A 12235-nucleotide genomic window follows, 5' to 3' on the forward strand; every position below is an offset into this window, starting at 1 on the left:
ATCTCCCGCGGAGCGGGATATGCAGCGCTGGCGCGCTGCATAGTGACGCCCTCCGCTTCGCTTCGGGCGTGGCTCCGCTGACGCTCCGCCAGATTCCCCCGCAAGCGGGGGAATCGAATTCCGCAAGCGGAATTCTGAGTGCGTGTCAATTCACGCAAGCGCGAATTGACGGAATCCCGCAAGCGGGATTCATGGGGCTGGCAATAAGGGGCAGGTGCATCGCGTGCGGGACTGTGTAGGGCTTGGGATTCCCAGTCATCACCCTTGTAACGGATGTGACGGGCCGTCGGCTTGAACGGGGGTGCCGGCCTCGTTGTAGTGACGGGTTCCGCTGCGCTCCACCCTGAACCCATCCCCCGTCGTCTGACTGTCCCGACATGTTCACCAATGGCCTGTCAGCATACAGGGAAACCGGCCGTTCGTGAGTGAGATTGAGTCACTGTGCCACCCTCGGGTGCGAAGTTGGTGTGCGGATGATGCATCACGAGTCGTGGCTGTGTAGAGTCTGGGATCAGATGCTACACCCCTACCGCCGCGCACCTTGCACCTTGATTCCATTTGTTATTACGCGCTGCATTTCGCGAAAAGGAGAATACGGGGCATGGCCGTGAAGCTGCGTGATCACCAGATCGAGGCCGTTGCCGCCATTGTGCGCGGTTTCGATGTTCCGCCGGGTGGTATTCCCTGGAATGGTCTTCGCGGGCAGGTGCACGCCGCGTGTGGGACGGGGAAGACCATCATGGCTGCCGCGTCGGCGAGGCGGCTTGTGCCCAGGGGGCGTGTGCTTGTGTTGGTGCCGACGCTGGATCTGCTGGCGCAGACGGTGAGGGCGTGGCACGGGGCCGGGCACAAGGGGCCGGCGGTGGCGGTGTGTTCGCTCCAGGATGACCCGGAGCTGTGGTCGTTGAAGGTGCGCTCCACGACGAACCCGATCCAGTTGGCGCTGTGGCACGGCTCCGGGCCCGTGACCATCTACGCCACCTACGCGTCTCTGGGTGTCCTGGCGGAGGCTTTCGAGGGCGTCTACGGCCAGAAGTTGGACCCGGTAGACCTCGCGGTGGTGGATGAGGCGCACCGGACGTCGGGGTCGATGGGTAAGGCGTGGGCGGACATCCATGACCAGACCGTCATCCCGGCGTACCGGCGGTTGTACCTGACGGCGACGCCGCGGATCTGGGAGGAGCGGCTGAACCGCGAGGTTGCCGAGGGGGTGCGGGATCCGCTGCCGCGGGAGATGGCGGCGAGCATGGATGACGAGAAGGTCTTCGGGCCCGTCCTGTACAAGCTCTCGCTCGCCTCTGCTGTCTCCCGGGGCCTGTTGGCGCGGTACCAGATCATCGTCCTGGAGCTCCAGGACCCCGTCGTCACCCCGGAGCGGCTGATGGGCGAGGAGCGGCACACCGAAGAGGTCCGCGGGCAGCGCCTCGGAGCCCTCCAGGCCGCGTTGCTGCACACGATGGCGCAGCACGACCTGTCGACGTGCATCACCTTCCACCACCGGACCATCGAGGCGCAGGCGTACGCGGAAGGACTGGAGCGCGTCGCGGCGAAGTTGCATGGGGATCAGCCGGAGATGTACCCGAAGCGGATCTGGGCGGACTGGCTGTGCGGCGAGCACGTCCCCGAACGCCGGCGTGAAGTCCTGGGTTCGTTCGGGTCCACTGCGCGGCGGGCCGTGCTCTCGAACTGTCGTGTTTTGGGCGAGGGTGTCGATATTCGAAGCGTGGATTCAGTCGCCCTGTTGGATCCCAAGGGGGCACCGCACGACATCGTCCAGGCCATCGGCCGGGCACTCCGCCAGAAGCCCGGACAAGGCAAACTCGCCTCCCTGATCGTGCCCGTTTTCCTCCAGCCCGGAGAGCAGCCCGAGGACATGTTCACCTCCGGGTCCTACCGGCCCCTGGTGAAAGTCCTGGAAGGGCTGCGGGCCCACGATGAAGAGGCCGTCGAATTGCTCGCCATCCCCCAGGAGCCTCAGAAGGACGTCGCCCAACCGTCCGTGAACATCGGTGTCGCGCCAGAAGACGGCGAAGAAGAATCACGGCTGCTGCTCCGTTTCGCGGCCCCCAGGGATCCCGTGATGGTCGCCGACTGGGTCTCCTTCAACGTGATCGACACCGAACGCCAGGACTGGGCCCGCGGCTGGGCGCAGCTGAAGACGTACGTCGAACGGGTCGGGAACGCCCGCGTGCCCTACGGACACCGCGAGGGCGCCACACCACTTGGACAATGGGTCGCGGAACAACGACGCGCCTACACAGCCGGACAGATGACCGGCCAGCGCGCGCGGCGACTCGAACAACTCGGCATGGTCTGGTCCCTGGCAGATGAACGCTTCCAGGAGAACCTGGAAGCCGCCAAGGCCTACTACGACCAGCACTGGACACTCTGCGCTCCCAGGTCCGCAGCGATGCTGGGCAGGCCGTTGGGGATGTGGCTCGCGAATTTGCGGCGGCCCGGTGCGCTGGACGGGCACCCCGAGTGGGAGACCGCGCTGGAAGCCGTGGACAAGGACTGGAACCCGTCCTGGCCGGCGGACTGGCAGCGGCACTACGCCGCGCTGCGCGAGCTGGTGGCCGACGAAGACGGACAGGCCGGTGAGACCGAGGTACTGCCCGGATTCACGGTCCACGGCATGGACATCGGGAAGTGGCTGGCCCGGCAGCACAAGCCCGAGGTCTGGCAGGCCCTTCACGACGGGCAGCGCGAACGCCTGGAACAACTCGGCATCACACCGATCGCCCCGGAGCAGAAGGCGCCCGCGAAGCCGTCCACGGCGCCCGTGAGCGCCTTCGACAAGGGCGTTGTGGCCCTGGCGCAGTACAAGACCCGGGAAGGGCACCTGACAGTGCCCAGGGGACACGTAGAGGCGGTCGAGATCGCCGGCCAGGAGCACCCGGTCAAGCTCGGAGTCTGGATCATGAATCAGAAGGGACGCCGCGCGAAGCTCACCGTTGACAAGCTCGCCGCGCTCGCAGCGCTGGGATTGGAATGGGCACGGGAGGGTTAAGGGGTGGGCTAGGTTAAGGAGTGGGATAAGTTTTTGGTTAAGCAGTATCGGGTCTTGACGTGAAGGTGCAGGAAGAACTGTTCGCGTCCGTCGACGCTCTGTTGAACGAGGAGCCGCACCTGCCGCCTCCGGCGGAGCGCGCGGTGAGCACGATCAGCGGGTCGCTGTCTTTGCCGTTGCGGTGCAGACGCGGCGCACCGAGGCCGGACTCGTGCAGCGTCCACTCCACCAGCTCCACCACCGTGGTCGCGGGGCAGTCGAGCACGATGCCGTCTACGCCGTACGCGCAGTCGTCACCGCCCAGCACCGCGAGCGGGCCGTGCGGGAAGCGCAGATCGGCTGCGGGCTGAGCCGCTTTCTTCCCGGCCGGACGGCGCGATGCCGCGGCCGACGGGGTGGCGGGACGGGCCCGGCCCCGCCCCGTGGCTGGAACGGTAGGAGCCGGCTGGGCGTCTGCCGTCTTCACCTCGGACCCGGCCGTTTCACCAGACGCCGCCGGTGCCGGCGCGGCTGCCGAGGCTGCGCCGGGGGCCGGATACTTCGCCGCCCACCCGTTCAGCAGCCGCTGGTAGGCATCAAGACGCGGCGACTTCGGCTCGCTTCGGCCGTTCTCCCAGTTCTTCACCGACTGGGTCGTCGTCTTCAACGCGGTGGCCAGGCGGGCCTGGGTGATGCCGGCAGCCTCACGCAACCGGGCCCGCTCCGCCGTGAAGCTCGGACTGCCCGAGCGCCTGGAGGGCCATGAGCAGCGCCGCTCCCTGCGCTTGCCCGAGGATCATCCGGTGGTCACGCAGGTGGTGAAGGCGAAGTGGCGGCTCACCCAGCGCGGATTCGGGCCATGGGCAAGGATCTACCGCAAGGCCCAGGGGCGCGAGCGGCAGTGCGTGCAGCTGGCGATCCTGTCGTGGGACGCCCTCGATGAGCGGTCCTGGCCCGGCGTAACGCAGATGGAGCCGGCCGACATCGCCCGCGTCCTCGGCATCTACGCCCAGCGGGTCATCACCCCGCGCGAGTCGTATAGAGGATCGCTTCGCTGGAGGAGAGCGAGAGGTAGCGCTCGTACTGCTGCCACCAGCGCTGGGAGACGCTGCCGTAGGGCGCGTCCATCGAGTTGTAGGTCCGCGCCAGGCGCAGTTGCTGTCCCACGCCGGCGATGTCGTAGTCGGTGCCGGTCAGCATCAGGTCACCGGTCGAGTAGTCGATCTTCGCCGTCAAGGCGTCGGTGATCGCGAAGCTGGTGGTGCGGTGCCAGGGAACATCGTCCTGCCCCTCCGGCACGCCTCAGCCGCGGGCGCGGCGGCCTTCGCCTTCGACGCCTTGCCCGAGACCAGAGCCTCTGCCCGGGCGCGCTGTTCACGCAGCCGCGGCCGATACACCGCGTCGGTCGGCGTCTTCGACGGCTTCGACTTCACCGGCCGGTTCGCACCGGCCTTTACTATCGTGAAGTGCGGGCTGTGCTTGCCCCACACGGACCCGCCCTTGCCACCCGGGTCATCACCGGCAGCGGCGGCGGTCGCCGCCGGCGGGACAGCAGCAGCAAGAGCGGCAGCCGTCACGACAGCAACAGCGGAGGATCTTTCATGCCGGGAGCATGTCTGGTCCCAGGTGATGTTTGACGGTGGGCCTAGACAGCATCGGAAACCTTGTGGGGCTTGTTCGCTTTCACGTTGCGGTCCGGGACGTCGGTCGTGCGTCGGATGTCCCGGACCTGGCCGTCCAGCTCGACGGTGATCGTCGAGTCCGCGACATGGGCGGTCAGGGTCTGGGCCTGCATAGGTCCGGCCGAGGGGGACGGCCTGGCGGCAGACCGTGACCGTGCCGGTGGCACTGACGCGGCGCTGCACTCGGACCGGCTCCACGCTCGGCCGTGGCGGCGGGCCCGCGGGGCGCAGACCGCGCAGACGCTGCACCTCGTCGGGGCTCAGCGGGTTGGGCCGCACCCGCAGCAGTTCCCGCGAGCCCGGATCGAAGAACGACAGCGTCTCGTCGTCGGTCCGGATGCCCACCTGGCGGCCGTCCAGGATCTCTGCGGCCAGGACCTGGTGGCCAGCCAGGCCCACGAGTTTGCTGTTGTTCACGACCCGGTCCACCTCGAACGCGGCCCCGTCGCCGGCGGGCTGCGGTGCCGGTCCGGCCGCACGTCCGCCCCGGGCGGCCAGCCGTCCCAGATCCGTCACCGGCAGGTGCGAGCGTGCCCGTGTGCGGTCCCCGGATCCGGGTGTCACCCGGTGGTCGTGCGACGGCGGGGTGCGGCCACCGCCGGGGCAAGGACCGCCACGACGACCACCGCCGCGAGAACCCAGAACGCCCGGTTCTGCTGGCTCTGGTGGGAGGTGGTGGCCAGGGCCGCGGTGAGGGCCGCGATGCCGTTCACGCCGGCCGCCGAGCCGAGGTTGCGCAGCATCGTCGCGGCCGAGGTGGCCACGCCCAGTTGCTCGGGGGGCGACTGGTCCTGGATGAGGGCGAGCGTCGTCGCCGTGACGGCGCCGGTGCCGATGCCCGCCGTCATGCCTGCCAGCCAGGCGAGTTCGCCGGTGGCGCTGAGGGTGGCGCTGATCAGCAGGGCGAGCGCGCCCGCCAGCATCGAGGGCCGGTAGCCGTGCTTGGCCACGAGCCCGCCGGTGACGGCGCTGCCCGCGACCCAGCCGAGCGCGGCCAGGCCGACGACCACGGCGATCTGGGTGGTCGAGGTGCCGGAGGCGGCGAGGCGTACGGGCAGCACGGTGACGGTCGCGTACATCACGACGCAGGCGCCCACGGTGGCCAGTGCCGCGCCCGCCGAGGGGGTCCGGGCGAGGATCTGGCGCGGTACGAGGCCGCCGCCGGAGCGGCGTACCAGGGCGAGTGCCGCCAGGCCGGCGACGGCGGCGAGGACGCCGCCGATCGTGCCGAGGCCGAGCTCGCCGCCCTGCAGTGCGACGAGGAGGAGTGCGGAGCCGCCCGTGAGGAGCAGGTACTCCCCGGCAGGGAAGCCGGAGCGCTGCTGCTGCCTTGAGGCCGCTTCCCGCTTCGGCAGCGCGAGGACGATCGCCGGGACGACGAACGCGCACAGCGGCACGTTCAGGAAGAACACCCAGCGCCAGCCCCACGCCTCGGTGAGGGCCGCGCCGACGACCGGGCCGAGGACCGCGGCCACACCCCAGACCATGCTCAGCATCGACTGGGCCTTGGCGCGCCGCTCGGGGCCGAAGACCCGGCCGACGATCACGTAGCTGGAGACGACGATCGCGCCGGCCGCCAGGCCGTGCAGCACGCGGGCCGCGACCAGGACACCGAACGAGCCCGCGACTCCGGCCAGGACCGACGCGCCGAGGAAGACCAGCGTCGAGCCGGCGGCCAGGACCCGGTCGTCGAGCCGGTCGGCGGCCCAGCCGGCCAGCGGGGTGGCGGCCACCTGGGCCAGCATGAACCCGGAGACCAGCCAGGCGTATCCGCCGCCGGAGCCGCCGCCGACGTCCGACAGGACGCTGGGCAGCACCGTGCCCATGACGGTGGCGTCCATCGCGGCCAGGAGCAGGGCAAGCACCGCCGCACCGACCGCGACCTTGCCCCCGGCCGCCGCCGAGCGGGCGGGCGCCGCGGTGTTCGGGCCGGCGCCCGCCCCTACCGCCGAGGACGTCACGATGTGCCCCCCACCGTGCTCGGCACCTTCACCGGCGGCGCGACGGCGGCAGCGTGCACCCGGTCGGTGCCGGAGAACTCGATGATGAGCCGCGTGAGTTCGTCGTCGAGGATCTCGTCGACGCTGTAGAGGGTGCCGTCCTCGGCGAAGACCTTGCCGCCGAACGCCTTGGTCATCTCCAGTTGCACGGCGGCCGCCGGGTTGCCGGTGACGAAGTCGACGTCGAGCAGGTGCCGGGTGCGCTCCTCGAAGGTCGCGGCCAGCTTCCGGTTGAGCTCCTCGATCTGGTCGAGGAGTTCGCGGACCCGCTGCTGCTGCTCGGCGGTGAGCGCCGGGTAGATCAGCTTCATCGCCACGTGGTCGATCTTCACGTGCCGGGCCTCGTCGAGGCCGTGTGTGTGCAGGAGGCGGGTGAAGAAGCGGGCCCGCTCCGGGTCGAGCGCGTCGGTACGGTGCTCGAACACGGTGATCACTGACTCCCCGACGTACGCCGAGCAGCACAGTGCGACGAGTTTGACGTAGGGGTGGTCGTCCGTGCGGAAGACGTCGAGCCGCTCGTCGAACAGGGCTTTGTCGACGCGGGGTTCGGCGCCGGAGAGGGCCCGCACGTACCGGTAGAAGGTGTTGGCGTGCTGGATTTCCTCGGCGGCGAAGCAGGACAGCGCGTTGTGCAGCTCGTGCCCGAGGTTGATGGCGTCGCGCAGGTCGTGCAGCTCCCCCATCACCATGGCCATGACCGTGCTGACGTGGCGCTCGATCTCGGCGAGCTGCGCCAGTTCCTTGGTGAGGTAGGCGACGGCCTCGGCCTCGTGGCCGGTCTTGCCGTAGGCGACGACGGAGACGAACTCGCGCTCTGCCTGAGTGCCGGCCTGCGTCCAGTCGAAGGCGCCGGGGTGGAAGGTGTTGATGTGCGCGAGCCGGGTCACCGAGGCCAGTTCGGTGCGGACGGTCCCGGCGATGGCGTCGAACTGGTCAGGCCTGGTCATTCTCGTACTCCTTGTAGCCGTCGTGCAGCCCGATGGAGATGTCGCGCAGGCGCACCCAGCCCTGGGCGATGAACTCGCTGTCCCGCAGCTTCTCGATGAAGTAGTAGTAGGTTTTGATGTCGTCGGTCTCGACGAACAGGAAGTCGGAGTAGGTGGTGGCGAACGCCTCGGCGTCGAAGTGACGGACCGACATCTTGTCGGCGAACGGCCCGACGATCTCCTTCTGGAAGGCCTCCTCCTTCGCGCCGCGCTGCTCGCGGCTCAGTCGCAGCCAGGAGGGGTCGAATTCGTAGCGGATGACGATGCCGTACTTCACGGGTCAGCTCCTGGCGTAGCTCTGGGCGTTGAGGATGGTGCGTTCGGGGTCGGTGATCGCGCGGCGGCCGTGCATGACACGGGTGTTGTCGATGAGGACGATGTCGCCGTCCTCCCACTGGATCTCCTCGGTGACCTTCTCGGAGATCTCGGTGTACTCGGCGATCACGTCGTCGGGTATCGCGGAGCCGTCGGCGAAGCGGATCTCGGGTGCCTCGTAGTTGAACGAGGGCCCCAGGATGCTGTTGGCCCACGCGATGCGCGAGGACGCGCGGGTGGGGTGGGCCGCGTACACCGAGTACTGGTAGGTCAGGGATTGGTCGGCGGCCTCGGAGAAGAGCACGTCGGCGCCCTTGTTCGACACGGCGTAGAGGTGGTCGACCGTCATCTCGGCCGCATCGGCGCCGCCGCCGGTGAGGTGGGCGGCGAGCCGCTGCCACATGGCCTGCGGGACGTTGCTGCGCGTGTACTTCACCGGGTTGTCGGTGAAGAGCTGCTTCGCCCGTTCGGACAGTGCGTCCCAGACGCGGAAGCCGTCGCAGACGGTCGTCTCGGAGCCGGACTTGGCCGCCTTGACGCAGTGGAACCAGAGCAGGTCGGGGGCGAACGGTGTGGCCCCGTTCTCCAGGTGGAGGCCGATCGGGTCGTGCCCGGAGTCGACCTTCTGGGCGGCGTTGCCGTGGAAGGCGCGGGCCGGGTCGAGGGTGGTGCGGGAGCTGTAGCGGCGCACCAGTTCGTTGAACTCCTCGACGCTCGGGGCGAATCCGCGGATGAGGAGGTAGCCGGTGTCGGCGAGCAGGCCGTCGAGGCCGGCTTGGTACAGCTCGGTGAAATCGGCCTCAGGGCCGGTAGGCGTGATCATCATGCCGTCGCCGTCGCCGATGGCGGTCAGGCGCAGGGTGTCCTGGGCAACTGTCATGGCTGAATCCCCGTTCTTGTGCGGAAAGTTCAGTGGATGAAGGTGATGTGCGGGCGGCCCTCCGCGGAAGTGGCCGCCACCAGGTCGTCGAAGAGCTCCTGGCGCCGCGGCCGGCCGGTGACCGTGAAGTACCGGCGGCGGAAGTCGTCGCTGTCCGCCACGACGGTGAAGCGCTCGGGCCGGTCGGTCTCGGCCAGGTGCCGCTCGGCGTGCTCGTGCGCCTGACGCCGCGTCTCCTGGGCATCGGCGCCCTCGGCGGTGACCAGCACGGCCGACAGGTGCTCCATGCCCTCGCCGAACACCACGGCGTCCACCACCGACGGGCAGCTGCGCAGGCTGCCCTCGACCCACTCCGGCGAGACGTTGCGGCCGTGGCTGGTGATGATCACGTTCTTGAGGCGGCCGAGGATGCGGATGTAGCCGTCCTCATCGATCTCGGCACGGTCCCCGGTGTGCAGCCATCCGTCCTCGTCGACGGGCCGGCTGGTCGGATCTTCGACGGTGTAACCGGCGAACAGCGACGTCGACTTCACCAGCAGTTCCCCGCCGTCGGAGAGCCTGACCTCGCAGTGCGGCAGCGGCCTGCCCACCGTGCCGGGCCGCCATTGCCCGGGGGTGTTCCACGAGACGACCGAGCTGTTCTCGGACAGCCCGTACCCCTCGTGCACCCGCAACCCGGCCGCGTCCAGACGCAGTTGGGCCTCTACGTCGACGGGTGCGCCGCCCGCCATCAAAAACGGCCGCACGCCGTCGCCGAGGACCGGCCCAGCGTCGGCTCGCGCGCTGCGGACCGCCTTGTCGAGGGCGCTCACCGCGGCAGGCGGCAGCACCGCGGCGGTCGGCCGCCCGGCCCGCATCCAGGCCACCACGTCGTCGGCGCGGGATCCGGCGGTGCCCAGCAGCGCGGTGTCCTCGGGCAGCAGGATCATCCGGCCGCCGTTGATGATCGGCAGGTACACGGCGGTGACCTGCTCGATGAGCAGGCTGAACGGCACCAGGGAGAGATAGCGGGCGTAAACCCCGGCGGGCGAGACCGAGTTGAGCGACACCAGCAGCGCTTCGAGCGCTGTGGAGCGAATCTTCACGCCTTTGGGCGCTCCGGTGGTCCCCGAGGTGTGGATGACCTTGATGATCCGCTCGTCGGGAGGCAACTGCAGCCCGTCGGGCTTGGCCACGCGGTTCCCGGCGCCGCTGTCCGCCGCGATCGCAAGGACGGTGACCGCGTCGTCAAGGCCCCACTCCGCGAGCTTGCGCACCCCGGCCTCGTCGGCCAGGCAGAGCCGGACCTCCTTGAGCAGCGAGGCCGCCTGCTCGCCGGAGAACGCCAGCGGCACGGGCACCTCGACGAAGCCGCCGAGCAGGAGCGCGAGGTCCGCTGCCACCCACTCGGGGCCGTTGCCCGCGACGACGCCGACCGTGGTCCCGGCCTGGGCGCCGAGGTCTGCGAGCAGCCGACGGATCTGCCCGCTCCAGCCGGCGAGGTCCCCGTAGGTGAAGGTCTCGGCGACCGAGCCGTCGGCGGCGAGCCGCTCGGCGAGGACATCGTCGCGGCGCTCGGGCGCGTACAGGCCGTCGTAGATCTTCCTCATCGGGCACCCGCCCCCTGCGTGGCGAGGGAGGCTTCCCGCCCCCAGGTGACGGCCAGGTGGTAGCCGGACTCGGCCTCGCGGTTGATGCCGGCGTCGAACGCCCTCAGGTCGATGAAGCCGGCGACGGGCGCGGTGTCGTAGTACGAGCCCCACCTGCCCCGCTGCTTTTCGGGCAGCACGTCCTCGCGCGCCTCGGCGAGGCCGGTGAACTCAAGGCCGATCCGCGCCAGGGTGCGCGCGAGCGGCTGGGTGACGGTGCACAGCAGGTATGAGGCCCCGTTGCACCAGCACAGCGCGGGCACCATGCCGATCAGCTTCAGGCCGGCCCCGGGCTCGTTGGACGCCAGCGGTCCGACCTCGACCAGGCCGGCCGGCTCGCACTGGGTACGCGTGTAGCGGGATATGACGTCGGCCGGCGCGTCGCCGAGGTAGTGCTCGATGAGGAGGCTGCGCTCCCCTCCGTACGTCAGCCCCGCACAGGCCAGCGGGACGACGTCCGATCCGCCCGGCCCGTCCGCGCACAGAGCGATGAAGCTGTCCGGTGACGGTGCGATCCGCGCCTGGTAGTCCCGTGCGTAGCGCTCCTGTGCGAGATCGACGCACGCCTGCCACAGGGCGCTCCCGCGGCGAGCGATGTTGATGCGCATTGCCCCTCCGTTCCGCATCAGCCCGTGTGCCCGGCCGGTCCGACCGGGCACCCACACTTTATGACCACCAGTCAACTTTTGACAACTAGTTCTAGATCATCACTGTGGTGAACGGAATGCGAAGAGACGATCACGGAGGGGTCTCCGCCCTTCTCAGCTACTGAAAGTGACAGCCGGCGTGTGCTGCGCGGCGATCGAGTCGACGATGCCGGCCACCTCCCGGTGCAGCCCCGCCACTTCATCGGCGGCCAGAGGGGTCCAGCCCAGGCCGCTGATCATGGAGGTCATCACCTTCAGACGGGCGTCCAGGGCCTCCTCGCCGGACCACAGGAAGCGGCGCGAGAGCAGATGCATGGCCGCGTAGCCGAGGATGTAGGCGCGCAGGGCGTCCACCGCCACGGCCGCCTCCACTTCGGCGTTGCCGAAGGCACCCTCGGCCACACTGCGCTCCACGGCGTACCCGACGACCTGCGCCATCTGCGCCTCGACCAGGTCACGCCGCTTGAGCCGCTGCTCCGAGGCGAGCCTGCAGACGGCGTCGGTGCGCGCCGTGATGCTGCACTCGAACAGCACCGGGGCAACCTCCGCGTGCCGCATGTAGGCGAGCGCCATGCCGTACACGGACCGCACCCCGTCCCACGGCAGGTCCGCGATCGTCTGGAAGTAGCGCAGCTGGCGCCGTGCGCTCTCCGCCGAGAGCTCGATGAGCAGGTCCTCGATGCAGGTGAAGTGGTTGTAGACGGTGCCTTTGGAGTAGCCCGTCTCCTCGGCCAGCTTTCCCAGGGTCAGCTTGTGGAAGCCGTCCCGGCAGACCATGTCGAGCGCGACACGCACCAGCTTTTGATCACGCTCTGCTACTTCCTGGGCTTTACGTTGAGTCGTTCGCATGAGCTCAGTATGGGTGACTTGCAGTCGAAGTTCGACCTCTGGTCAATGAGCTGTCAGAAACTTTTTGTCAGACACTGACCAACACCGGCCGCGTCAGCGGCCTCGGGGTGACCGCGCCAGCGGCCTCGGGGTGGCCGCGCCAGCGGTCTTAGGGGTGGCTGCGCCAGCGGCCTCGGGGTGGCTGCGTCAGCGGCCTCGGGGTGGCTGCGTCAGCGGTCTTAGGGGTGACCGCGTCAGCGGTCTCGGGGGTGGCTGCGTC

The 12235-nt window shown here is 69.3% G+C and carries 9 protein-coding genes and 2 pseudogenes; 1 reads left to right on the top strand and 10 read right to left on the bottom strand.

Going from position 1 to position 12235, the window contains the following annotated elements:
* Positions 1 to 601 precede the first annotated feature (601 nt).
* Positions 602 to 3010, top strand: coding sequence for a helicase associated domain-containing protein (locus tag AC07AZ_RS37665; RefSeq protein WP_478855269.1), 2409 nt, complete (start codon positions 602 to 604; stop codon positions 3008 to 3010).
* Positions 3011 to 3140: 130 nt separating this feature from the next.
* Here AC07AZ_RS37665 and AC07AZ_RS37670 read toward each other — a convergent pair.
* From AC07AZ_RS37670 to AC07AZ_RS37715, 10 genes and pseudogenes are all read right to left on the bottom strand, one after another.
* Positions 3141 to 3716, bottom strand: a pseudogene (locus AC07AZ_RS37670) (helix-turn-helix domain-containing protein); the annotation flags it as partial.
* Positions 3717 to 4009: 293 nt separating this feature from the next.
* Entirely contained in the window at positions 4010 to 4288 is a 279-nt protein-coding gene (locus tag AC07AZ_RS37675) for a DUF6531 domain-containing protein (protein WP_478855270.1), read from the bottom strand.
* Between the two features lie 346 nt (positions 4289 to 4634).
* Positions 4635 to 5202, bottom strand: a pseudogene (locus AC07AZ_RS37680) (IS481 family transposase); the annotation flags it as partial.
* A gap of 29 nt (positions 5203 to 5231) precedes the next feature.
* On the bottom strand, positions 5232 to 6632 hold the full coding sequence (locus AC07AZ_RS37685) for an MFS transporter (protein WP_478855271.1): 1401 nt from the start codon (positions 6630 to 6632) through the stop codon (positions 5232 to 5234).
* Entirely contained in the window at positions 6629 to 7618 is a 990-nt protein-coding gene (locus AC07AZ_RS37690; RefSeq protein ID WP_478855272.1) for a hypothetical protein, read from the bottom strand. Before AC07AZ_RS37690 ends, AC07AZ_RS37685 begins: the two co-directional genes overlap by 4 nt.
* Complete coding sequence (locus AC07AZ_RS37695) at positions 7605 to 7934, bottom strand: darcynin family protein (protein WP_478855273.1); 330 nt, start codon at positions 7932 to 7934, stop codon at positions 7605 to 7607. The genes AC07AZ_RS37690 and AC07AZ_RS37695 overlap by 14 nt, the downstream gene beginning before the upstream one ends.
* A gap of 3 nt (positions 7935 to 7937) precedes the next feature.
* Positions 7938 to 8852 (bottom strand): TauD/TfdA family dioxygenase, encoded by a 915-nt coding sequence (locus AC07AZ_RS37700; protein WP_478855274.1) that lies wholly within the window; start codon positions 8850 to 8852, stop codon positions 7938 to 7940.
* Between the two features lie 29 nt (positions 8853 to 8881).
* Positions 8882 to 10441: an AMP-binding protein gene (locus tag AC07AZ_RS37705; protein WP_478855275.1), complete on the bottom strand. Its 1560-nt coding sequence runs from the start codon at positions 10439 to 10441 to the stop codon at positions 8882 to 8884.
* Positions 10438 to 11088, bottom strand: a complete 651-nt coding sequence (locus AC07AZ_RS37710; RefSeq protein ID WP_478855276.1) for a thermostable hemolysin — start codon at positions 11086 to 11088, stop codon at positions 10438 to 10440. Before AC07AZ_RS37710 ends, AC07AZ_RS37705 begins: the two co-directional genes overlap by 4 nt.
* A 153-nt stretch (positions 11089 to 11241) precedes the next feature.
* Positions 11242 to 11976 (bottom strand): TetR/AcrR family transcriptional regulator, encoded by a 735-nt coding sequence (locus AC07AZ_RS37715; RefSeq protein ID WP_478855277.1) that lies wholly within the window; start codon positions 11974 to 11976, stop codon positions 11242 to 11244.
* Between the last annotated feature and the right edge of the window lie 259 nt (positions 11977 to 12235).

It is taken from the genome of Streptomyces sp. NPDC043878 (assembly GCF_056435735.1).